Source organism: Serratia sp. Ser99 (assembly GCF_024519545.1).
Lineage (GTDB): Bacteria > Pseudomonadota > Gammaproteobacteria > Enterobacterales > Enterobacteriaceae > Serratia > Serratia liquefaciens.
Genome location: NZ_JALJRT010000011.1, coordinates 34,323 through 55,999, shown reverse-complemented (window position 1 = coordinate 55,999; position 21,677 = coordinate 34,323). Strand labels below are relative to the sequence as shown.

21 protein-coding genes are annotated in these 21,677 nt (G+C 56.8%); 15 read left to right on the top strand and 6 right to left on the bottom strand.

Annotated features, from left to right (window positions below):
• Window positions 1-94 precede the first annotated feature (94 nt).
• Window positions 95-649: an ADP compounds hydrolase NudE gene (nudE, locus tag NR114_RS20145; RefSeq protein ID WP_006319109.1), complete on the top strand. Its 555-nt coding sequence runs from the start codon at window positions 95-97 to the stop codon at window positions 647-649.
• Window positions 650-699: 50 nt separating this feature from the next.
• Here the strand turns inward: nudE and mrcA are convergent, their stop codons facing one another.
• Complete coding sequence (gene mrcA / locus NR114_RS20140) at window positions 700-3,258, bottom strand: peptidoglycan glycosyltransferase/peptidoglycan DD-transpeptidase MrcA (RefSeq protein WP_041415065.1); 2,559 nt, start codon at window positions 3,256-3,258, stop codon at window positions 700-702.
• 122 nt (window positions 3,259-3,380) lie between these two features.
• On the opposite strand from mrcA, the gene pilM reads away from it, so the two are divergent.
• The 13 genes from pilM (at window position 3,381) to trpS (ending at window position 13,628) form a co-directional block, all read left to right on the top strand.
• Window positions 3,381-4,223, top strand: coding sequence for a type IV pilus biogenesis protein PilM (gene pilM / locus NR114_RS20135; RefSeq protein WP_234529239.1), 843 nt, complete (start codon window positions 3,381-3,383; stop codon window positions 4,221-4,223).
• 3 nt (window positions 4,224-4,226) lie between these two features.
• Window positions 4,227-4,763 (top strand): PilN domain-containing protein, encoded by a 537-nt coding sequence (locus tag NR114_RS20130; RefSeq protein ID WP_234529238.1) that lies wholly within the window; start codon window positions 4,227-4,229, stop codon window positions 4,761-4,763.
• Window positions 4,756-5,274, top strand: coding sequence for a hypothetical protein (locus NR114_RS20125; protein ID WP_234529237.1), 519 nt, complete (start codon window positions 4,756-4,758; stop codon window positions 5,272-5,274). The genes NR114_RS20130 and NR114_RS20125 overlap by 8 nt, the downstream gene beginning before the upstream one ends.
• Window positions 5,267-5,623 carry a HofP DNA utilization family protein gene (locus NR114_RS20120; RefSeq protein WP_234529236.1) on the top strand — a complete coding sequence of 119 codons (357 nt, stop codon included), beginning with the start codon at window positions 5,267-5,269 and terminating at the stop codon, window positions 5,621-5,623. The genes NR114_RS20125 and NR114_RS20120 overlap by 8 nt, the downstream gene beginning before the upstream one ends.
• A complete protein-coding gene (gene hofQ, locus NR114_RS20115) occupies window positions 5,620-6,861 on the top strand; it encodes a DNA uptake porin HofQ (protein ID WP_065424719.1) in 1,242 nt (413 codons plus the stop codon). The genes NR114_RS20120 and hofQ overlap by 4 nt, the downstream gene beginning before the upstream one ends.
• A 6-nt stretch (window positions 6,862-6,867) precedes the next feature.
• Window positions 6,868-7,098 carry a hypothetical protein gene (locus NR114_RS20110; RefSeq protein ID WP_020837331.1) on the top strand — a complete coding sequence of 77 codons (231 nt, stop codon included), beginning with the start codon at window positions 6,868-6,870 and terminating at the stop codon, window positions 7,096-7,098.
• 113 nt (window positions 7,099-7,211) lie between these two features.
• On the top strand, window positions 7,212-7,733 hold the full coding sequence (aroK, locus tag NR114_RS20105; RefSeq protein WP_004391482.1) for a shikimate kinase AroK: 522 nt from the start codon (window positions 7,212-7,214) through the stop codon (window positions 7,731-7,733).
• Between the two features lie 93 nt (window positions 7,734-7,826).
• Complete coding sequence (aroB, locus tag NR114_RS20100) at window positions 7,827-8,924, top strand: 3-dehydroquinate synthase (RefSeq protein ID WP_020837329.1); 1,098 nt, start codon at window positions 7,827-7,829, stop codon at window positions 8,922-8,924.
• Between the two features lie 158 nt (window positions 8,925-9,082).
• The gene (locus NR114_RS20095) at window positions 9,083-10,105 is read left to right on the top strand and encodes an SPOR domain-containing protein (RefSeq protein WP_128865272.1); all 1,023 of its coding nucleotides are present in this window, start codon (window positions 9,083-9,085) and stop codon (window positions 10,103-10,105) included.
• 278 nt (window positions 10,106-10,383) lie between these two features.
• On the top strand, window positions 10,384-11,196 hold the full coding sequence (gene dam, locus NR114_RS20090) for an adenine-specific DNA-methyltransferase (RefSeq protein ID WP_128865271.1): 813 nt from the start codon (window positions 10,384-10,386) through the stop codon (window positions 11,194-11,196).
• A 56-nt stretch (window positions 11,197-11,252) separates the two neighbouring features.
• On the top strand, window positions 11,253-11,930 hold the full coding sequence (rpe, locus tag NR114_RS20085) for a ribulose-phosphate 3-epimerase (protein ID WP_020837326.1): 678 nt from the start codon (window positions 11,253-11,255) through the stop codon (window positions 11,928-11,930).
• The gene (locus NR114_RS20080; protein ID WP_046372482.1) at window positions 11,923-12,621 is read left to right on the top strand and encodes a phosphoglycolate phosphatase; all 699 of its coding nucleotides are present in this window, start codon (window positions 11,923-11,925) and stop codon (window positions 12,619-12,621) included. Before rpe ends, NR114_RS20080 begins: the two co-directional genes overlap by 8 nt.
• Window positions 12,622-12,623: 2 nt before the next feature.
• Complete coding sequence (gene trpS / locus NR114_RS20075; RefSeq protein ID WP_020837324.1) at window positions 12,624-13,628, top strand: tryptophan--tRNA ligase; 1,005 nt, start codon at window positions 12,624-12,626, stop codon at window positions 13,626-13,628.
• A 50-nt stretch (window positions 13,629-13,678) separates the two neighbouring features.
• On the opposite strand, the gene cysG is transcribed toward trpS, so the two are convergent.
• The 4 genes from cysG to nirB are packed head-to-tail and all read right to left on the bottom strand — an operon-like array spanning window position 13,679 to window position 18,835.
• Complete coding sequence (gene cysG, locus NR114_RS20070) at window positions 13,679-15,082, bottom strand: siroheme synthase CysG (RefSeq protein ID WP_130016884.1); 1,404 nt, start codon at window positions 15,080-15,082, stop codon at window positions 13,679-13,681.
• 49 nt (window positions 15,083-15,131) lie between these two features.
• Window positions 15,132-15,932, bottom strand: coding sequence for a nitrite transporter NirC (gene nirC / locus NR114_RS20065; protein WP_046372484.1), 801 nt, complete (start codon window positions 15,930-15,932; stop codon window positions 15,132-15,134).
• A 30-nt stretch (window positions 15,933-15,962) separates the two neighbouring features.
• Complete coding sequence (nirD, locus tag NR114_RS20060; protein WP_020837321.1) at window positions 15,963-16,289, bottom strand: nitrite reductase small subunit NirD; 327 nt, start codon at window positions 16,287-16,289, stop codon at window positions 15,963-15,965.
• Complete coding sequence (gene nirB, locus NR114_RS20055) at window positions 16,286-18,835, bottom strand: nitrite reductase large subunit NirB (protein ID WP_046372485.1); 2,550 nt, start codon at window positions 18,833-18,835, stop codon at window positions 16,286-16,288. Before nirB ends, nirD begins: the two co-directional genes overlap by 4 nt.
• Before the next feature lie 303 nt (window positions 18,836-19,138).
• Here nirB and NR114_RS20050 point away from each other — a divergent pair, with 303 nt between their 5' ends.
• A complete protein-coding gene (locus NR114_RS20050; RefSeq protein WP_218167727.1) occupies window positions 19,139-20,407 on the top strand; it encodes a cytosine deaminase in 1,269 nt (422 codons plus the stop codon).
• 61 nt (window positions 20,408-20,468) lie between these two features.
• Here the strand turns inward: NR114_RS20050 and tsgA are convergent, their stop codons facing one another.
• The gene (tsgA, locus tag NR114_RS20045) at window positions 20,469-21,653 is read right to left on the bottom strand and encodes an MFS transporter TsgA (protein ID WP_020837315.1); all 1,185 of its coding nucleotides are present in this window, start codon (window positions 21,651-21,653) and stop codon (window positions 20,469-20,471) included.
• Between the last annotated feature and the right edge of the window lie 24 nt (window positions 21,654-21,677).

Below are 21,677 nucleotides of genomic sequence, written 5' to 3'. Positions count from 1 at the left end.
GTGAACTGCGCGTCACGCCAATCATTATTCTGGTTATCTGCGTCATCACGCCTGATGTTGTGGCCTGCCGCCGGATAACTCATTTGAGGCAATCATGGATAAACACCTGCAAAAACCTAAAATTCTGAAAGTTGAAACGGTCGCACGTTCGCGTTTATTTAACGTTGAGTCCGTCGATTTGGAGTTCAGTAACGGTGTACGGCGGGTGTATGAGCGGATGCGGCCCTCGGACCGTGAGGCCGTGATGATTGTGCCGGTGATTGGCGATGACTTGCTGCTGATCCGTGAATATGCGGTGGGTACCGAATCTTATGAGCTGGGGTTCCCCAAGGGGTTGATCGATCCCGGTGAGGGTGTGTTGGAGGCGGCCAACCGTGAGCTGATGGAAGAGGTGGGGTTTGGCGCCAAACGTTTTGATTTCCTCAGCAAGCTGACGATGGCGCCTTCGTACTTTTCCAGCAAAATGAATATCGTGCTGGCGCACGATCTCTACCCGCAGAGTCTGGAAGGGGATGAGCCGGAGCCCTTGCCGCAGGTTCGCTGGCCGATTGCCGATATGATGGCGTTGCTGGCCGAACCGGATTTCCGTGAGGCGCGCAACGTCAGTGCGCTGTTCCTGACCGAGGCATTTTTACGCGGTTCACGTTAATCGTTGATTGCTAGATAAAAAAAGGGCCAGATTTCTCTGGCCCTTTTTTGTTAGAACAGCTCGTGGCTCTCGCCGCCGGGATCCGTCAACGTCGTGCCGGTATCTCGCGATGGGTAGTCCGTTGGCTGAGTCCCTTCGATGAAGTACTCGGAGCGACTGCCGCCGCCGCCGCCAGAAAGCTTGCCGCTGCTCTTGTCGATGGTGACGCTGATGATGCCGGGTGGTGGAGTGACCTTCTGCTCCGGAATGCCTTCCAGCGCGGTTTTCATAAAGTCGTCCCATGCCGGCTGTGCACTCTTCGCACCGCCTTCGCCGCCGGAAACCTGATCCGGTATCGCGCCTGAAGCCGTAGCACGGCCAAGGTCACGGCGATGGTCATCAAAGCCAATCCATACCGAGGTCACGGTATCCGGGCCATAGCCGGAGAACCAGGCATCTTTCGAGCTGTTGGTAGTACCGGTTTTGCCGCCGATATCACGACGCTTCAGGTCACGGCCAGCACGCCATGCGGTGCCCATCCAGCCCGGTTCGCCGAAAATGTTACTGTTCAGCGCGTCATGCATCAGGAACGCCAGCGGGGTGCTGATCACGTGTGGCGCATACTGCTGATCGCCATCCTGGAGCACCTGAGCCGGAGTCACCTGCTCCAGTTGCGGCATCGGCACGCTGCCATTCTTGCCTTCCTGCGACGTAGCGACATTTTCAATATTGTCTTCAGAAAGTACGGCGGAACGGTGGGTATCACCGTAGATCACCGGCAGGTTACAGCTGCTGCAGACAATCTTCGGCTTGGTTTCGAACACCGTGTTGCCGCTATCGTCTTCAATCTTGGTGATAAAGTACGGATCCACCAGGTAACCGCCGTTGGCCAGAACCGCATAGCCGCGCACCAGTTGCATAGGGGTGAACGACGCGGAGCCTAACGCCAGCGATTCGGTGTGCACGATGTTCTGTGCCGGGAAGCCGAAACGCTGCAGGTATTCTGCCGCATAGTCGACGCCCATCGCACGCATCGCACGCACCATCACTACGTTCTTCGACTGTCCCAGACCCTGACGCAGACGAATTGGCCCATCGTAGGTTGGCGGTGAGTTTTTCGGTCGCCAGTCGGTACCGGCGCCCGGATCCCAACGGGTGATCGGCAGGTCATTCAGGATGGTTGCCAGGGTCAGGCCCTTGTCCATCGCGGCGGTGTACAGGAAAGGTTTGATATTGGAACCGACCTGACGCAGCGCCTGGGTAACGCGGTTGAACTTGCTCTGGTTGAAGTCGAACCCGCCGACCAGCGCCTTCACGGCCCCGTCATTCGGGTTGATCGACACCAGGGCCGAGTTGACGTCCGGCACCTGTGACAGCCACCAATTTTCGCCCACCTTACGTACCCAGACTTGCTGACCGGCCTGCACTACGTCGGTGACGCGTTTCGGCGTTGGGCCCTGCTGAGTATCTGATTTGTAAGGACGCGCCCAACGCATGGTCGCCATCGGTAGCGCAATGTGGCTGCCGTCAGCCATCATCGCCGTCGCTTCTTCGGCGTTGGCCGAGACAATCACCGCCGGAGACAGCGGGCCGTAGTTCGGCAGATTCTTCAGCGAATCGACGATCTGTTTTTGATCCCACGCCGCTTCACCGACTTTCCACAGCACGTTGGACGGGCCGCGGTAACCGTGGCGCATATCGTAGGCCAGCACGTTGTTACGTACCGACTCCTGCGCCGCCAGCTGCAGCTTTTTGGTGATGGTGGTGTAGACCTTGTAACCGTCGGTATAGGCGTTGTCGCCATAACGCTTGATCATTTCCTGACGCACCATCTCGGAGAGATACGGGGCGGAGAAGCTGATTTCCGGTGCATGGTAGTTGGCCACCAGTTCTTCGCTACGGGCCTGATCGTACTGCGCCTGAGTGATGTAATGCTCATCCATCATGCGCGACAGCACCACGTTGCGGCGCGCGACGGCGCGATCGTGGGAGTAAAGCGGGTTGAAGGTAGACGGTGCTTTCGGCAAGCCGGCGATGGTCGCCATTTCGCTTAAGGTGAGCTGGCTAACGTCTTTACCGAAGTAAACCTGAGCCGCGGCACCCACGCCATAGGCGCGATACCCCAGATAGATTTTGTTCAGGTACAGCTCGAGAATTTCGTCTTTGCTCAGCATCTGTTCGATGCGAATCGCCAGGAAAGCTTCCTTGATTTTGCGCATCAGGGTGCGTTCCGGGCTTAAGAAGAAGTTTCTCGCCAACTGCTGGGTAATGGTACTCGCCCCCTGCGACGCATGGCCGGAGACCAGCGCAATAGAGGCGGCACGGAAGATACCGACCGGGTCGACGCCATGATGCTCATAGAAGCGGCTGTCTTCGGTAGCGATAAACGCATGCACCATAACCGGTGGAATTTGGTTCAACTTCAGCGGAATACGGCGTTTTTCACCGTATTGGGCGATCAGTTCGCCGTCGGCGCTGTAAACCTGCATCGGTATTTGCAGCCGCACATCTTTCAGCGTCGCAACGTCAGGCAACTGTGGCTCGACATATTTGTACAAGCCAAAGATCGAGGCCGCCCCCAATACGATGCAACACACTGCAAGGATTAGTAAATACTTTACGAACTTCACCTGAGATTTCCCATTTTCATGTCATTTGGGCAGTTTATAAACAACCGCGCGGTAGTATAAAGGCAAGCCTGCAACATGGATATGTTCTTTTATCATCTGACGATATGGAGGTCGGGCGAAATATGTTCACTCAAGCATGGCAGGTGGGGCTGGATATACAAAGTGACTGCATTCGCGCCCTGGCGGTACAGCGCCGCCGCAACGGTTGGCAACTGCGTCACTGGTGGCAACACAGTCTGCCGCAACCGGTGTTACGAGAAGGTAGTCTCGAACACCCTGAGCTGCTGATTCAGGCGCTGCGACAATGGCGAATTCAGTTACCAAGACATATTTCCTTACGCATTGCTTTGCCCGCTCAACGGGTTTTACAGCAGCAGATGCCGCTGCCGGACGCCAGGCTGAAAGAGCCGGCTCGCGGTGAATACATCACCAACCAGGGATTAAAACAGTTCCCGCTGGATAGCCAGTCGCTGGCTCTGGATTACCGTCCATCACCGGCAGACGCCGCCACTTTGCTGCTTACCGCTGCGCGGCAGCAAGAGGTGGAGCAGTGGCTGCATTGCTTGCACCAGGCCAATTTGCAGCCGCAGGTGGTCGATATTACCCCTTGCGCGCTTCGCACGATGGCGACAGCGGCAGGCGTGTCGACCGAAACCGGTTTGCTGCATCGCCTCGAGCTGGAGTGGTTATGGGTTGCATCACCTTCTACGTCCTTTGCCTATGGGGTTGTCCCAATAGTGGAGGCCACAGAGGCGGGTCAGGCGCTGGCGGCAATGCATGCCGCCTGCCAGCCACTTGCTACGCAGCAAATTTACTATAGCAGCGTGCTGGATGAGCTGCCTCCGCCAGGATGTTTGTCCTGGTCTCCATTTAGCGCTTTTAGTCAACTGCGTCCACCGCAGCCCCTTATACCGGCGGCATTTGTATTAGCCGGGGGTTTGGCGCTGCGCACAGAGGACAACTAGCTGATGTATCAGGTTAATCTTTTGCCCTGGCGCACTCGAGCTCAGCGTCGGCGCGCCACTTTCTGGTTGCGCCTGTTGGTGTTGCAACTGGCGCTGGCTGCGGCGGTGCTGACGGGGGTTTTGGGATTGTTAAACCGTCAGCAGGATCAAGAGTATCTGGCACTTTTGACGTTGGTCGGGCAGCAGACGGAATTGACGGAACGTTTTCAGCAACGGCAACGGGCAATGGCTCGCCTGGCAAGCTTAACCGCGCAGGTGGAGCAACAGGGCATAAATGGGGTGCACAACCGACGTTACCTTCAATTGCTGCAACAGCTGTCGCCCCTGTTGCCCGCAGCGTTGTGGCTTATCGCATTGGATACTAATGCACAAAATATCCGTCTGCGGGGCCTGAGCCGCCGTTATGAGGCGGTGACTCTGTTTGAACAACGGCTAGTTGCGTTGCCGTTGTTGCAGCACGGCCGCCTGACTGAGGTGGTGCAGCGTCAGGATGGTTTGTTTTCATTTACCCTGACGGCACAGTGGGGGCGGGATGAATAAGCCTCTACCGCGCTGGCTAACGAGATGCTTGAACCTGCCGGGGTGGAAGCTGTTGCTGATGCAGTGGCTGGCGTTGAGCGGCCCAATCCTGCTCTTCGGCCTTCTGCTGCTACAGGGCAAATGGCAGCAACTGGGGCAGACCCAGGTGGAGCGGCAACGCCTAACGCAACAAATGTCTCCGCTGTGGGCACAATTGGCCCGGATGCCGACAATGGAGGCTCTCAATCAACAACTGCAACAGATTAAGCCCTCACCGGTGGCTAATGAAGCGTTGCTGGACGTATTGCAGCAAGTGGGGGCCGGGCTGCAACGCTGGCAGCAGCAGGAAAATGCCTCGCGGCAAGCCCTACGGCTGCATCTTGAGTACGGTAGCTTATTAAGGCTGCTGGAAAAATTGCCCACCAGGCTACGCATCGATCAGATGACTGTTGAAACGCAGACGGAGGGGGTGTCGGTGCATTTCACTTTCCAGGATGTGGCTGAGGCTGTGCGGGTTGCCCCCTATGAATAAAAACCTTGGGTTCTGGCTGTTGTTGCTACCGATGGTGCTGCTGGCGCAGCCACGGGATCCTTTTCGACCGCTGCCTTCCCCCGACTGTCCTGCCGCGGCAGAGTCGCCGGTGAATTGGCGATTAAAAGGCACCCTCGGACACGAGAAGCTGCGTTTTGCCTGGATAGTTACGCCGGGCGGAAAGTGGTTGCGAGTCAAACCCAGCCAAACGCTACTGGCTGGGCGTTGGCAGGTTGAGCAGGTACTGGAGCGGCAAGTGACGTTAAGCGCGGTTCAGAGTAATCCGGCCTGTTCGGTTGCCGAGGATAGGGTGGTGTTGGCGTTGGGAAAGCATAAGGAAGAAAAATGAAAGGATGTCGTTGGCTTGCAGTTTTGCTGTGGGGGAGTGCGTTCGCAAGCATAGCACAGGAGCCTGACCCCATTTCTCTGGAGTTTCAGGATGCGCCTGTGGCTGTGGTATTGCAGGCGCTGGCGGATCATCAGCAGCTTAATGTCGTCACCGCCGCAGGCGTGGGGGGAAACCTGACGCTGCGGTTGGATAAGGTACCCTGGCGGCAGGCCCTGGCCGTGATTTTACGCATGGGGAAACTGACTATGACGCTGGAGGGCAACGTGATGATGGTGTTTCCCGAACCAAGCGAACAGGAAAAGCAACGACAACAGCTGGCTTTAGCGCAAAAACAGCCATTACACAGCGTGACCCTGCCGCTGAATCATGCCGACGCGACGGAGATTGCTGAAAATCTGAATGCTCAGGACGGTACCTTGTTGAGTGAGCGGGGCAGCCTGGTGGCGGACAAACGCACCAATGCCGTGCTGCTCCGCGATACCGCACCGATAGTGGCGTTATTGACGCAGCGGATCGCGGAGATGGATGTGCCATTGGCGCAGGTGCAGTTAGCGGCGCATATCGTCACTATTAACAGCGAAAGCTTGCGGGAGCTTGGTGTGCGTTGGGGGCTGGCGCCGGACGAGCGGCCAGCAAAGTCGTGGCAATTGGATGGCTTCAACGTGGCGTTGCCGTTGGAGCGTAGCGCCGTCAGCGCCGGTTTTCATCTGGCACGAATCGGTGGCCGTTTGCTCGATCTGGAACTGATGGCGCTGGAACAGGAGAACCGGGTGGAAATTATCGCCAGCCCGCGCCTGCTGACCGCTAATCTGCAGACTGCCAGCATCAAGCAAGGGACGGAAATTCCCTATGAAGTGAACAGCGGTGCCAGCGGGGCGACATCGATAGAATTTAAAGAGGCGGTGCTGGGCATGGAGGTGACGCCAAAAATTTTGCCGAATGGCCGTATTACCCTGACGTTGCAAATCAGTCAGAACATGCCGGGGCGCTCCATCAGCCGCGCGACAGGCGAGACGCTGGCGATAGATAAGCAGGAGATCAAAACCCAGGTGACGGTGAAAGATGGCGAAACCATTGTTTTGGGCGGCGTATTTCAGCGTCATAGCGCCCAAGGGGCAGATAAGGTGCCCGGTATTGGCGATGTGCCACTGCTGGGATCTTTGTTCAAACAGAGCAGCAAGCAGCATAAACGGCGTGAGCTGGTGATATTCATTACTCCGACATTGATTAAGGCCTGAGCGGCAATGTGTCAGGTTCGTGGGAAATCACCTAAAGTTGATGAGCAGATGCACTTTTTTATCGCCTTGGGGGCATCTGCGTTTGACGCTGCGACCGATTTAGCTTACAAGGGTTACCGAATTGAGCACCGAGGTTTTTTTGTTAGCGCCAAGACGCCGTTAAAAACGTATGGTTTCCCTCCTGCGGCGTGGATTGCGATTTATTCGGTTGCCAAACTACCAAGAGTGTTGAGATAATTTTCCGTCTGATCTCGCACTATCGTTCATGAGGTTTCAGTTTAGGTCCCGCCGCTGATTTGATTGGCGGGGCGGGTTAACATTAACGAATTGTCTTAGTAATACCGAAAAACATGGCAGAGAAACGCAATATCTTTCTGGTTGGGCCTATGGGTGCCGGCAAAAGCACTATTGGCCGTCAGTTAGCTCAGCAACTCAATATGGAGTTTTTCGACTCCGATCAAGAAATTGAGCGACGTACCGGAGCTGACGTGGGCTGGGTATTCGACGTGGAAGGTGAAGAAGGTTTCCGCGATCGTGAAGAAAAAGTCATTAATGAACTGACGGAAAAGCAAGGCATCGTGCTGGCTACCGGCGGCGGTTCGGTTAAATCGCGTGAAACGCGTAACCGTCTGTCGGCGCGTGGCGTAGTGGTGTACCTGGAAACCACTATCGAGAAGCAATTGGCCCGAACCCAGCGCGACAAAAAGCGTCCGCTGCTGCAGGTTGATTCTCCTCCGCGTGAAGTGCTTGAAGCGCTGGCGAAAGAGCGCAATCCGTTATACGAAGAAATTGCAGATGTCACCATCCGCACCGACGATCAAAGCGCCAAAGTGGTTGCCAACCAGATTATCAACATGCTGGAAAGCAACTGATTGCGGTTTCCGTGTTCGCCACGGCAAATGCGGAAAGACTGATTGTGTTCCCCGCAGTAGCGGGGATAAACCACACTGAGAACTGAGCGCGACATGGAGAGAATTACCGTAACGCTTGGGGAGCGCAGCTACCCGATTACCATAGCCGCCGGATTGTTCAACGATCCGGCTTCTTTTATGCCGCTGAAGGCGGGTGAGCAGGTTATGCTGGTCACCAACCAAACCCTGGCGCCACTCTATCTGGACCACGTCCGGAAGGTGCTGGAACAGGCTGGCGTCATGGTGGATCAGGTGATTTTACCTGATGGCGAACAGTACAAATCTCTTGCCGTGCTCGAGCAGGTGTTCTCGGCGCTGTTGGAAAAACCGCACGGTCGCGATACCACGCTGATTGCCCTTGGCGGCGGCGTGGTAGGCGATCTAACCGGTTTTGCCGCCGCGTGTTATCAGCGCGGAGTCCGCTTTATTCAGGTCCCTACCACTCTGCTGTCGCAGGTGGACTCTTCCGTTGGCGGTAAAACCGCCGTCAATCATCCGCTCGGTAAAAACATGATCGGTGCCTTCTATCAACCCGCTTCAGTCGTGGTTGATCTGGATTGCCTGAAAACCTTGCCGGCGCGTGAGCTCTCCTCTGGTTTGGCTGAAGTGATCAAGTACGGGATTATTCTCGATCGCGATTTCTTTGTCTGGCTGGAAAACAATATTGATGCTCTGGTGGCGTTGGACATGCAGGCTTTGGCCTATTGCATCCGCCGTTGCTGTGAACTTAAGGCTGAGGTCGTTGCCGCTGACGAACGCGAAAGCGGTCTGCGTGCGCTGCTGAATTTGGGCCATACTTACGGCCATGCTATCGAAGCCGAAATGGGCTATGGTGTATGGTTGCACGGTGAGGCCGTCGCTGCCGGCATGGTGATGGCGGCAGAAACCGCGCACCGTCTCGGTCAGTTCTCCGCCGAAGATATTGAACGTATCAAAGCACTGTTATTACGCGCTGGCTTGCCGGTGTGTGGTCCGCAGGAAATGGCACCGGAATCTTATTTGCCACATATGATGCGCGATAAGAAAGTACTGGCCGGTGAACTACGTCTGGTACTGCCGACGGCCATTGGCCAGGCGGAAGTCCGCGGCGGAGTTGGGCATGAAATGGTGCTTGCTTCCATCGCAGCTTGCCTTCCTGCAGGGAATGCCTAAGTAAATCGGACGAAGTAACAGTGGCTTAGCCGCCGTTTACATCTATATTAATTATATGCAAAGCAGGCATGGCGTCGCTTTGACATCATCGGGTTAATCTGCCCGTGCCACGGTAGATCTACAGTGGTGGGCTTTTGCCTCTAGTTGGAGGGTTTCAGATGGATGAGTTTAAACCGGAAGACGATCTCAGACCTGATAGCAGCGATCGTCGTCCTGCACGTTCGCGCAAACCGGCTCCGGGACCGCGTTTTGCCGTTTCGCGTCAGCATTTAATGATTGGTATCGGTATTTTGGTGCTGTTATTGCTGATTGTCGGCATTGGCTCGGCGCTAAAAGCGCCAACCAAGCATGAAGCGGCCCAGGAAGGCGCGCAAAATGGCGCGGCCAAAGACATTAACCTGTCCGGTTCTTCGTCGCTGACGGCCGGTAATTCCGGCGTTCCGGGTGGTACTACCGACACCAATGACAATAACGGTGTGAGCAGCAGTTCGCAGCCGCAAACCGTCAGCGTTCCACCGATCGCCAGCACCCCGACGGAAGCGCAACCGCAGCAGCCGCAGGGCGGCGCGCAGCAACGGGTCGATTTGCCGGGCAATATGTCGGACGCGCTGTCGGCCCAGCAGGGGCAGATTGATACCGCGACGCAGGGCATGACGGGGCCGGCTTCGACCCTGCCGACGGCTCCTGCGACTCTGATGAATGGCGCAACGGCGAAAGAAACCGTACGCCCGGTTCAGGGAACGGCGCCACAGCAACACAAAACGCCGGCAAAAACCGTCAGCAAGCCGACGGCTACGACCTCGCAGCACAAAGCGCCAACCACGGTGTATACACCGGCGCCGACCTCTTCCGCCAAAGCGGGAGCGGCAAGTGCCAAGGCGGGAGCCGTAAGCGGCAACGCGGGTTCGCTGCAATCTGCACCGGCAGGCCATTACACTCTGCAACTGAGCAGTGCCTCGCGTTCCGATACGCTCAATGCCTACGCCAAGCAGCAGAAACTGCAGCATTATCTGGTGTACGCAACCCAGCGTGACGGTAAACCTTGGTATGTGCTGGTGAGTGGCAACTATGCCTCTTCGGCAGAAGCGAAGCGCGCAATCGCGACGCTGCCGGCGGATGTTCAGGCGAAAAAACCATGGGTTCGACCTGTACGCCAGGTACAGCAAGAACTGAAAAAGTAACCCGGTAGATTTCAAGCTGCAGTCAGACGGCAAGAGCAGGGGTTTCAGACATTAAGGGGCGCAGCATGCTGCGCCCATGTTAATCGGGGTGCGCCAGTTAACCCGCGACAGATGACTGAAGTTGCCTGGAAACAGGCACAAATAACCGTGCGTGGCCAACGATGCTGCGGCTTGAAGTATTAAGGGTATCAATCACTTAAATTTGTGCGCTGATGTGCTGTCTGAAACAGAGTACAATCCGCCGCTCTGAATTGTATAATAAGTAGCTAATTGACGGCATGAAGAAAAACCGCGCTTTTTTAAAATGGGCTGGTGGAAAATACCCGCTGGTGGACGAGATTCGTCGTCATCTGCCAGCAGGCGACTGCTTAATCGAGCCCTTCGTGGGTGCGGGTTCAGTCTTTCTGAACACGGAATACGATGCCTATATTCTCGCCGACATCAACAGCGATCTTATTAACCTGTATAACATCGTTAAGCTGCGTACGGATGACTTCGTGCGTGATGCCCGCCTTCTTTTCACCGATGAATTCAATAAGTCGGATCAGTTTTACCTGCTGCGCGAACAGTTCAATACTAGTGCCGATCCTTATCGCCGCGCGCTGCTGTTTCTTTATCTGAACCGCCACTGCTATAACGGTCTGTGCCGATATAACCTGCGTGGCGAGTTCAACGTTCCCTTTGGACGTTACAAGAAACCGTACTTCCCGGAAGAAGAGCTGTACTGGTTCGCCGAAAAATCCCGCAACGCCACTTTTGTCTGCGAGCATTACCGGGATACCATGGCAAAAGCCGAGCGTGGTACCGTGGTGTATTGCGATCCGCCGTATGCGCCATTATCGGCGACGGCGAATTTTACCGCCTACCACACCAACAGCTTCAGCATGGCCGATCAACAAAGCCTGGCGTTGATGGCACATCAGCTTTCAGTAGAAAGCCAGGTGCCGGTATTGATTTCCAACCACGATACCGAACTGACGCGTGACTGGTATCAGCACGCCTCGCTGTTTGTTGTGAAAGCGCGTCGCACCATCAGCCGCAATATTCTCGGCCGCAGCAAAGTGAATGAACTTTTGGCGCTTTATCGTTAAACCGGGGTTACGCCCCGGCGTATAACAAATTCGAACCCTACGTTTGGAGATAGCGGATGAAAAAATTTTTGATTGCCCCGTCCATTTTGTCGGCAGATTTTGCTCGCCTGGGTGAAGACACAGCCAACGTGCTGGCCGCAGGTGCCGACGTAGTGCACTTCGACGTGATGGATAACCACTACGTTCCCAATCTGACCATCGGGCCGATGGTTTGTCAGGCGCTGCGTAACTACGGCATCACCGCACCGATTGACGTGCATCTGATGGTGAAGCCGGTAGACCGCATAGTGCCGGACTTCGCCGCAGCGGGTGCCAGTTACATCTCTTTCCATCCGGAAGCCTCCGAACACGTCGATCGCACCATTCAATTGATTAAAGAGCACGGCTGTAAAGCCGGCTTGGTATTCAACCCGGCGACGCCGCTGAGCTATCTCGATTACGTGATGGACAAAATCGACGTGATCCTGCTGATGTCGGTCAACCCTGGCTTTGGCGGCCAGTCGTTTATCCACGGCACTTTGGATAAGCTGCGCCAGGTGCGCAAGCTGATCGACGAAAGCGGTCGCGATATCCGTTTGGAAGTGGATGGCGGCGTGAAAGTCGACAACATCGCCGAAATCGCCGCAGCCGGTGCAGACATGTTTGTCGCCGGTTCAGCCATCTTCGGCAAGCCGGACTATCGCCGGGTGATTGATGATATGCGTAGCGAACTGGCGAAGGTGACGCATGGCTGATTTTAGTGCCATCCGCGCTCTGGCCTTTGATCTCGATGGCACGCTGGTAGACAGCGCGCCGGGATTGGCGGCCGCTATTGATATGGCGCTGGCGGAAATGGGTCTGCCGCAGGCCGGCGAAGACCGGGTCAGCACCTGGATTGGCAATGGCGCAGACGTGCTGGTACAACGCGCGCTGCGCTGGGCTGAGGTGGAAGCCACCCCGGAACACTGCCAACAACTGCGCGAACGTTTTGATCACTTCTATGCGCAAACCGTGGACAGCGGCAGCCGTCTGTTTCCGCAGGTGAAGGAAACGCTGGCCCAATTAGCTGCGCAAGGGTATCCCATGGCGCTGGTGACCAACAAACCGACGCCGTTTGTCGCACCACTGTTGGCCGCATTGGGCATTCTCGATGACTTTTCGCTGATTATCGGCGGCGATGACGTGGTGGAAAAGAAACCGCACCCGGCACCGCTGTATCTGGTCCTCGGCAAATTGGGCCTGCGCACCAACGAGTTGCTGTTTGTGGGCGATTCCCGCAACGATATTCAGGCGGCGCAGGCGGCTGGCTGCCCTAGCGCCGCGCTGACCTATGGTTATAACTACGGCGAGGCGATTGCCCTGAGCCATCCCGACCGCGTGTTGGAGCGCTTTGCCGATTTGTTGCCCGCTCTTGGGCTGTCATCTTTAGAGAATCAGGAAATTTAAACATGAGTAAGCCCATCGTATTTAGCGGCGCACAGCCGTCCGGTGAACTGACCATTGGCAACTACATGGGTGCCCTGCGTCAGTGGGAGAAAATGCAGGACGATTATGACTGCATCTACTGCATCGTTGATTTGCATGCGATCACCGTACGTCAGGACGCAGAAAAACTGCGCAAAGCTACGCTGGACACGCTGGCGCTGTATCTGGCCTGCGGCATCGATCCGCAAAAGAGCACCATCTTCGTACAGTCTCACGTGCCGGAGCATACGCAACTGAGCTGGGTGTTGAACTGCTATACCTATTTCGGCGAACTGAGCCGCATGACCCAGTTCAAAGACAAATCCGCACGCTATGCGGAAAACATCAACGCCGGCCTGTTCAGCTACCCGGTGCTGATGGCGGCGGATATCCTGCTGTACCAGACCAACCAGGTTCCGGTCGGTGAAGACCAGAAGCAACATCTGGAACTGAGCCGTGACATTGGTCAGCGTTTCAATGCGCTGTACGGTGACGTGTTCAAAGTCCCTGAGCCGTTTATTCCTAAGTCCGGCGCTCGCGTGATGTCGCTGCAAGAGCCGACCAAGAAAATGTCCAAGTCGGACGATAACCGCAACAACGTGATTGGCCTGCTGGAAGATCCGAAAGCGGTGAGCAAGAAAATCAAACGTGCGATGACTGACTCCGAAGAGCCGCCGGTAGTGCGTTACGACGTGGCGAACAAGGCAGGGGTATCAAACCTGCTGGATATTCTCGCCGGTGTGACCGGCAAGAGCATCGCTCAGTTGGAAGCCGAGTTTGAAGGCCAGATGTACGGCCACCTGAAAGGTGCGGTAGCCGAAGCGGTATCAGGCATGCTGGGTGAGCTGCAGGAGCGTTACCACCGTTTCCGCAATGACGAGGCCTTGCTGCAGCAGGTGATGCGTGACGGTGCGGCCAAGGCTCGTGCGCGCGCACAGGAAACGTTGGCCAAGGTTTACCAGGCGGTTGGCTTCGTGTCGCCACAGTGATCCTCGCCATAAAAGAAAAGCGGCCATTGGCCGCTTTTTTTACGTCTGAATCAAGCCATTTGCGCCAGTGGCTGTGGTGATTCCTGGCTGGAGAACCAGTTCAGCTTGCTGCGCAGGTTCACCACGCTGCCGACGATGATCAAACTTGGGCTGGCAGCTCGCATGGCCAGGGTTCCCAGCTGGTTCAGTTCCCCTTCGATCACCCTTTGACGACAAGAGGTGCCGTTTTCTACCAGCGCCACCGGGGTGGAGGCCGGCATACCGTGCGCGATCAGTTGGCGTTGGATCTCTGCCGCCTGCGTCAGGCCCATGTAAAACACCAACGTTTGCTGCCCGGCGGCCAGCGTTGACCAGTTTAACCCGCCATCGCGCTTGGCGTGCCCCGTCACCAGGCGTACGCTTTGCGCATGGTCGCGATGGGTGAGGGGAATACCGCTGTAGGCTGAGCAACCGGAAGCCGCGGTAATGCCCGGCACCACCGAGAACGGAATATTGGCGTCGGCCAACGTTTCCAGCTCTTCACCGCCGCGGCCAAAGATGAATGGGTCACCGCCTTTCAGTCGTACCACGCGCTTACCTTGTTGCGCCTGCTCGAGCAGGATTTGGTTAATCTGATCTTGTGGCACGCAATGGTTGCCGGCACGTTTGCCGACGAAAATGCGCTCGGCATCGCGACGCACCAGCGTCATGACCTCATCGGAGACCAGGCGGTCATAAACCACCACGTCAGCCTGCTGGATCTGCTGCAGGCCTTTCAGGGTCAACAGGCCAGCGTCACCCGGTCCGGCACCCACCAGTACCACTTCACCGCATTGTTGCTGTTGATGGCTAAACAGCTCTTCGATCTGCCGATCCGCCAGCGGTTGGTCATCATTGGCCAAAGACTGCGCCAGGCGGTCGTGGGCAAACAGTTTTTCCCAAAAACGGCGGCGTGCGCCGATGTCAGAGAAGTGCTTTTTTACCCGTTGGCGCAATGAGCCGCCCAGTTGCGCCAGCTTGCCAAGATGCTGAGGCAGCATGGCCTCCAGTTTTTCTCGCAACAGCCGCGCCAGCACCGGCGCTTTACCGCCGGAAGACACCGCGACCATAATCGGCGAGCGATCGATAATCGATGGCATGATAAAGCTGGCGCGCTTGGGATCATCCACGACGTTGCAGAACACCCGTTGCTGGTTGGCGCATTGATACACCAACGCGTTGACTTCCACGCGATCGGTGGCGGCGATCACCAGCCACTTTTCCGCCAGCAATGCCGCGCTGAACTCGCCTTCTGCCAGCGTGACCCGGCCAAGCGCGGCCCATTCGTGAAATTGCGGGCTGAAGCTGCAGGCGTTGACGGTCAACGCCGCGCCGGCATCCAGCAGCAGACGGGCTTTGCGTTCGGCAATCTCGCCGCCACCGACCAGCAGGCAGGCTTTGTGTTGCAGTTGGCAGAAAATCGGCAGGTAATCCATCGGCAATCCTCGGGGCAATCAGCAGTGGGGCGCAAAGCGCCCCGGAATATTATGCGGCTTGACGCGTTACGGCTTTTTCAGCCTGCGGCCGTTCGGCACGTGGTGTGGCATACCAGTAGCCCAGGCCCATCAGCACCGAGCCGGACAGGATATTACCCAGCGTCACCCACAGCAGGTTATGGCCGATGCCACTCAGGGTATAGGCTTCGCTGTGATGGCCGAACCAGGACAGGGCGAACAGCGTCATATTGGCAACCGAGTGTTCATAGCCGGAAGCGATAAAGGCCAGCAGACACCACCAGATGGCGATGAACTTGGCGGCACCTTCCACGCGGATCGCCATCCAAATCGCCAGGCAGACCAGCCAGTTACACAGCACGCCCTTGAAGAACAGCACTTCCGCCGGTGCGGTGGTTTTTGCCAACGCCGCGGTGTGTACCAGACTGGTGTCCACCGGCAACAGGCTGCCGCCGCCGTAATAGTACATCAGCGCCACCAGCACCGAGCCCAACAGGTTGCCTAACCAGGTCTGCGGCAAGACCGCCCACATTTGGCCCTGCGTGATGGTGCCGGCCTTGACGCCGAGCGTCAGGAACATGGTGTGGCCGGTGAACAGTTCGGAACCGGCGATGATCACCAGCGTCAGCGCGATGCCGAAGGTGGCCCCCATCACCAGCGGACGCAGGGAGGGATCGACCAGATTGCCGAGGGTGAAGATCAAAATGATGCCGAGGCCGACGTAGGCCCCGGCCATTGCCGAGCTGATCCAAAAGCCCAGCGGGCTGTGTTTTGCCAGCCGGACGATGCGCGCCGCATTGGCGGCGCATTTGTTGATGGTATCGGTGAACATGCTGCTTCCCCTGAGGTTAAAGTAGAAATATCAGGCCGCGACCTGCACCATGCCGTCCAAAACCCGGCTGGCGAAATGCGCGACGGAGCGGCTGTCATCTTCCAGACAGTAACCGTCGTGCAGGCGGAAATGTTGTTTTTTTAACGGGCTGGCGACCCACAGCTCACCCTGATGTTCGGCGATCAGCCCGCGTGATAACACGCTGGCCTGGGCGAAGGGATCAATATTGCTGATGGCAAAGACCTGATCGTCGGCGTAGGGGCGGAAGATGGCCACCTGTTGGTCGCCAATCAGGGCACACACGCCGGTACCTGGCAGGATATCGCTGATAGGGCAAAGGGTTGTCCACTGGCTCATGCGTTGTTCTCCTCGGTTTCCAACAGGGTGACGGGAATGCGTTCATCCGGACGGGCCGGGCGGTGCTGCTCGCGTTCGGCGACCACCTGGACGTTCGGATCGCGCTGGCTACTGTTGATAAAGTGGGCGAAGCGGACCTGAGATTCGGGGTGCTCAACGGTTTCTTTCCACTCGCATATCACCGCATCGCGCAGGCGGGCGATTTCGGCTTCCAGTTGAGCGTTGATGCCCAGTTTGTCGTCAATGATCACTTTGCGCAGGTAATCGATGCCGCCTTCCAGGCTTTCCAGCCATACCGAGGTGCGCTGCAGCTTATCGGCGGTGCGGATATAGAACATCATAAAGCGATCGAGGTAGTGCTCCAGCGTTTCGCTGTCGAGGTCAGCCGCCAGCAGATCGGCATGGCGCGGCTTCATGCCGCCGTTACCGCAGACGTACAGGTTCCAGCCGTTCTCGGTCGCGATAATACCGACGTCCTTGCCCTGCGCCTCGGCGCATTCACGGGTGCAACCGGAAACGCCAAACTTCATTTTGTGCGGGGTGCGAATGCCTTTGTAGCGGTGTTCCAGCTTGACGCCAAACCCGACGCTGTCGCCGACGCCATAGCGGCACCAGGTGCTGCCAACGCAGGTTTTCGACATGCGCAGCGCCTTGGCGTAGGCGTGGCCGGTTTCAAAACCGGCGGCAATCAGTTTGCTCCAAATGGCCGGCAGGTCGTCTTTTTGCGCGCCGAACATGCCGATGCGCTGAGAGCCGGTCATCTTGGTGTACAGATTGTATTCCTTGGCGATCTGGCCGACCGCCATCAAACCGTCCGGCGTGATTTCACCGCCGGCGGAGCGTGGGATCACCGAATAAGTGCCGTCTTTCTGGATATTGCCGAGGAAGTTGTCGTTAGTGTCCTGCAGCGGCGTATGTTGCGGTTTGAGCACGTACTCATTCCAGCAGGAGGCCAGCAGTGAGCCAACGGTAGGTTTACACACTTCACAGCCGTAACCCTTGCCGTATTTGGCCAGCAGTTCGTCGAAGGATTTGATGCCTTCGACGCGGATCAGGTGGTAGAGCTCCTGGCGTGAATAAGCAAAGTGCTCGCACAGGTGATGGTTGACTTCGATGCCCTGTTTGGTCAGTTCGGCATTCAGTACCTGGGTGATCAGAGGAATACAGCCACCGCAGCCGGTACCGGCCTTGGTTTCAGACTTGATGGCGGCGACGGTGTGGCAACCCATGCTGACCGCCTTGATGATATCGCCTTTGCTGACGTCGAAGCAGGAGCAGATTTGCGCGGTTTCCGGCAGCGACTCGACGCCAATCGCCGGCTTGCTGCCTGCGTGCGACGGCAGGATCAGACCGTCCGGGTTTTCCGGCAGTTCGATGGCGTTTAACGCCAGCTGCAGCAGGTTGCCGTAGTCACTGGTGTCGCCCACCAGCACTGCGCCGAGCAGGGTCTTGTTGTCTGCGCTGACGACGATACGTTTATAAATTTCTTTGCTTTCATCCAGATAAACGTAGCTGCGCGCCCCTTCGGTGCGGCCATGGGCATCACCGATGCCGCCGACGTCTACACCCAGCAATTTCAGCTTGGCGCTCATGTCTGCGCCCAGGAAGGTGTTTTCGCGCCCCAGCAGATGGTCAGCCGTTACCTGTGCCATTTTATAGCCCGGTGCAACCAGGCCGAAGGTGCGATCGCGCCATGAGGCGCATTCGCCGATGGCGTAAACGTCCGGATCTGAAGTTTGGCAACTGTCGTTAATCACGATACCGCCCCGGCGTGCGGTGGCTAGCCCACACTGATGGGCCAGTTTGTCCTGGGCACGGATACCGGTGGAGAAGACGATAAAGTCGACTTCCAGTGCGGTGCCGTCGGCGAACTGCATGGTCTTGCGCGCCTGCTCCCCGCCGTTGACGATTTCCTGGGTATTTTTGCCGGTATGGACTTTGACGCCCATGCGTTCGATTTTACGACGTAGCTGATCGCCGCCCATCGGATCCAGCTGTTCTGCCATCAGTACCGGCGCAAACTCAATGACGTGGGTTTCTACGCCCAGGCTTTTCAGCGCGCCTGCGGCCTCCAGACCGAGCAGGCCGCCACCGACTACGGCACCGCGTTTGCTGCGGCGTGCGCAGGCTTCGATGGCGTTGAGATCTTCAATGGTGCGGTAGACGAAACAGTCTTGGCTGTCTGAACCCTTGATCGGTGGGATCCACGGGTAAGAGCCGGTGGCCATGATCAGCTTGTCGTAGTACACCGTGCGGCCGGTGTTGGAGTGAATAACTTTTTCACTGCGGTTGATGGTGATGGCCCGCTCGCCGACCAGCACTTTTACGCCCTGTTTTTCGTAAAAGCCTTCGCGAACCAGCGAGAGCTCTTCGGCGGTGTGGTGGGAGAAATAAGAAGACAGGTGCACGCGGTCGTAGGCGATGCGCGGTTCTTCACAAAATACGGTGATGTCGAACTGGTCTTTGTCTGCTTTTTCCAACAGATCTTCGATAAACCGGTGGCCGACCATGCCGTTACCGATGACAGCAAGTTTGACTCTGCTCATTATTGCCTCAAAATTCTGATTTCCTAGCGTTACCTTATTCCTCCCTACGGGCAATTTATTGATGCAAATCAATCGCCCCTCCATATACCTCTTATGTGGTATATGGATGATTTTTATCGATATTTGATAAGTTGCGGTTTTTATTCACCTTTAGCTGAAACGAGCCAGTTAATGCGAATTCTACTTATTTGGGAGTAAGGGGTGGGGTAATAACCGCAAGGGCGCTTTGTCAGTCTGATCCGCTGCCAGTATGATGAATAAAACAGGCTGGAACAGCAGAGGTGAAGCGTGGCCAAGAGTCCATTGAAGTTTATCGATAACCTGCGTTTAAGCGGGCATGAAGGGCTGTGGCAACTGGCCATTGAACAGGGGCGCATCGCTCATATCGTGCCGCAGCCGGAAGGGCAGGAGTGGCGCAACGACGTGCTGGATGCGCAGGGCGGGCTGGCGCAGCCGGCATTTGTCGAGCCGCATATCCATCTGGATACCACCCAAACCGCCGGGCAACCGGCCTGGAACCAGTCAGGTACCCTGTTTGAAGGCATTGAACGCTGGGCGGAACGCAAGGCACTGCTGACCCATGAGGACGTCAAGCAACGCGCCTGGCAGACGCTGAAATGGCAGATCGCCAACGGCGTGCAGTACGTGCGTACCCATGTTGACGTCTCGGACCCGACCCTGACGGCGCTACGTGCGATGCTGGAGGTGAAGCAGGAAGTGGCCCCCTGGGTTACGCTGCAAATCGTCGCCTTCCCGCAGGAGGGCATCATGTCTTATCCCAACGGCGAAGCCCTGTTGGAAGAGGCGCTGCGGTTGGGTGCCGACGTGGTAGGGGCCATCCCGCACTTTGAATTCACCCGGGAATACGGCGTGGAGTCGCTGCACAAGGCGTTTGCTCTGGCGCAGAAATACGATCGGCTGGTGGATGTTCACTGCGATGAGATTGACGACGAACAGTCGCGATTTGTCGAGACCGTGGCGGCGCTGGCGCTGAAGCTGGACATGGGTGCCAGGGTGACCGCCAGCCATACCACGGCGATGCACTCTTACAATGGCGCTTATGCTTCACGGCTGTTCCGCCTGCTGAAAATGTCAGGCATCAACTTTGTTGCTAACCCGCTGGTGAATATCCACCTGCAGGGGCGCTTCGACAGCTACCCGAAGCGGCGCGGCATCACCCGGGTGAAAGAGATGCTGGAGGCGAATATCAACGTCTGCTTTGGTCATGACGATGTGTTCGACCCCTGGTACCCGCTGGGGACCGCCAACATGCTGCAGGTGCTGCATATGGGGCTGCATGTGTGCCAACTGATGGGATACGGCCAGATCGACGACGGGCTGAAACTGATCACCAGTCACAGCGCCCGGACGTTGAACCTGACCGATTACGGCCTGACGGCAGGGAACAGTGCCAACCTGGTGATTCTGCCGGCGGAAAGCGGTTTTGACGCGGTGCGTCGACAGACGCCGGTGCGCTATTCGATACGGCAGGGGGCGGTGATTGCCGAGACTCAGCCAGCCGAAACCACGCTGTATCTGGCACAGGATGAGAAGGTGGATTTCCGGCGTTAAGGCACCGGTTTCAGCATAAAAAAAGGGCGCCAAGGCGCCCTTTTTACATCACGTCGGCAGGTTAGTGCGTCACGTGACCGTGGCTGCGGTGCTTGGTCACGAAACCGAGCAGCAGACACATGACGAATACCGCCAGGTACAGGCCGTTAGCGGTAGTCAGCGCTGCATGCGCGCCGCCTTTCGCTACGATCGGGCCGGTGACCACGAAGGTCAGCATGGTGCCGATGGTGCCGCAGGTCAGGATGAAGTTAACCAGTTTCGGTGAAGAAACCTTGGTCTGCAGCGAGCCCAGAGTGATCAACGTGGTGTAGATCGCGCTGGAGACGAAGCCCAGAGCCATAATGTAGTAGCCCAGGTGTTCCGGATTGTCGGTGCTGACGAACATGTACATCGCACCGGTCGCCAAAGCGGCCAGAATGGTGACGATGCGCTGCAAATCGAAGAAGCGCAGAATAAAGCTGAACACCCACATGCCCACCATGTATGAGGTCCAGAAATCGCTCACCAGTTTACCGGCCTGGCTGATATCCATACCGAATGACTTGGTGGCGTATTCCGGCACCCACTGGATGAAACCAAGCTGGCCGAGGATGTAGCACAGTGCGGCGATCGACAGGAACAGCACGCCGATACCCCATTTTTCTTTCGCTACCGGCTGGCCGGCGTCGGCGCCTTTGTTGCCCAGCACCGGGAACTCGGAGAACAGGGTCAGCACAAAGATACCTACATACAGCAGGCCGATGCAGGCGTACACCCAGTACCAGCCGATCTGACGAGCCAACAGCATTGCGGCAACAATCGGGAAGATCATCCCGGCCATGCTGAAGAAGGAGTCAGTGAACAGCAGGCGCGAACCGCGTTGGCGGCCGGCGTACATATGGGTGATCAAGAAGGTGCCTATCGACATGGTGATACCGCTGACCACGCCAAGGACGAACATGCACAACGAGAACATGGTCAGGCTTTTGCCGACCATCAACCCGGCGACAGCCAGCACCATCAGCACAAAGCCGAACATCAATTGACGTTTCAGCGGGATGATTTCCATCAGCCAGGCATTGAGGAAGATCGAAATCAAAATACCGGCGTTAAGAAAGGTAAAGGTATTGCTCATGCTGGAAACCGGCAGATTAAAGTACTCTGCAATGTTCCCCATCACCATCCCTGTGACGATAACTAAAGCACCGGTCAGCGCGTAAGAAAAATAGCTGATCCAGGTAAGCCGTAGACGGTTGCTGTCATTCATTATATAGGCCTGATTATGTCTGTT

Excerpts from the sequence above, each read along its gene's own strand:
- nudE (WP_006319109.1), top strand. The coding sequence starts at position 95 with ATGGATAAACACCTGCAAAAACCTAAAATTCTGAAAGTTGAAACGGTC.
- pilM (WP_234529239.1), top strand. The coding sequence starts at position 3,381 with ATGTTCACTCAAGCATGGCAGGTGGGGCTGGATATACAAAGTGACTGC.
- NR114_RS20130 (WP_234529238.1), top strand. The coding sequence starts at position 4,227 with ATGTATCAGGTTAATCTTTTGCCCTGGCGCACTCGAGCTCAGCGTCGG.
- NR114_RS20125 (WP_234529237.1), top strand. The coding sequence starts at position 4,756 with ATGAATAAGCCTCTACCGCGCTGGCTAACGAGATGCTTGAACCTGCCG.
- NR114_RS20120 (WP_234529236.1), top strand. The coding sequence starts at position 5,267 with ATGAATAAAAACCTTGGGTTCTGGCTGTTGTTGCTACCGATGGTGCTG.
- hofQ (WP_065424719.1), top strand. The coding sequence starts at position 5,620 with ATGAAAGGATGTCGTTGGCTTGCAGTTTTGCTGTGGGGGAGTGCGTTC.
- NR114_RS20110 (WP_020837331.1), top strand. The coding sequence starts at position 6,868 with ATGTGTCAGGTTCGTGGGAAATCACCTAAAGTTGATGAGCAGATGCAC.
- aroK (WP_004391482.1), top strand. The coding sequence starts at position 7,212 with ATGGCAGAGAAACGCAATATCTTTCTGGTTGGGCCTATGGGTGCCGGC.
- aroB (WP_020837329.1), top strand. The coding sequence starts at position 7,827 with ATGGAGAGAATTACCGTAACGCTTGGGGAGCGCAGCTACCCGATTACC.
- NR114_RS20095 (WP_128865272.1), top strand. The coding sequence starts at position 9,083 with ATGGATGAGTTTAAACCGGAAGACGATCTCAGACCTGATAGCAGCGAT.
- dam (WP_128865271.1), top strand. The coding sequence starts at position 10,384 with ATGAAGAAAAACCGCGCTTTTTTAAAATGGGCTGGTGGAAAATACCCG.
- rpe (WP_020837326.1), top strand. The coding sequence starts at position 11,253 with ATGAAAAAATTTTTGATTGCCCCGTCCATTTTGTCGGCAGATTTTGCT.
- NR114_RS20080 (WP_046372482.1), top strand. The coding sequence starts at position 11,923 with ATGGCTGATTTTAGTGCCATCCGCGCTCTGGCCTTTGATCTCGATGGC.
- trpS (WP_020837324.1), top strand. The coding sequence starts at position 12,624 with ATGAGTAAGCCCATCGTATTTAGCGGCGCACAGCCGTCCGGTGAACTG.
- cysG (WP_130016884.1), bottom strand. The coding sequence starts at position 15,082 with ATGGATTACCTGCCGATTTTCTGCCAACTGCAACACAAAGCCTGCCTG.
- nirC (WP_046372484.1), bottom strand. The coding sequence starts at position 15,932 with ATGTTCACCGATACCATCAACAAATGCGCCGCCAATGCGGCGCGCATC.
- nirD (WP_020837321.1), bottom strand. The coding sequence starts at position 16,289 with ATGAGCCAGTGGACAACCCTTTGCCCTATCAGCGATATCCTGCCAGGT.
- nirB (WP_046372485.1), bottom strand. The coding sequence starts at position 18,835 with ATGAGCAGAGTCAAACTTGCTGTCATCGGTAACGGCATGGTCGGCCAC.
- tsgA (WP_020837315.1), bottom strand. The coding sequence starts at position 21,653 with ATGAATGACAGCAACCGTCTACGGCTTACCTGGATCAGCTATTTTTCT.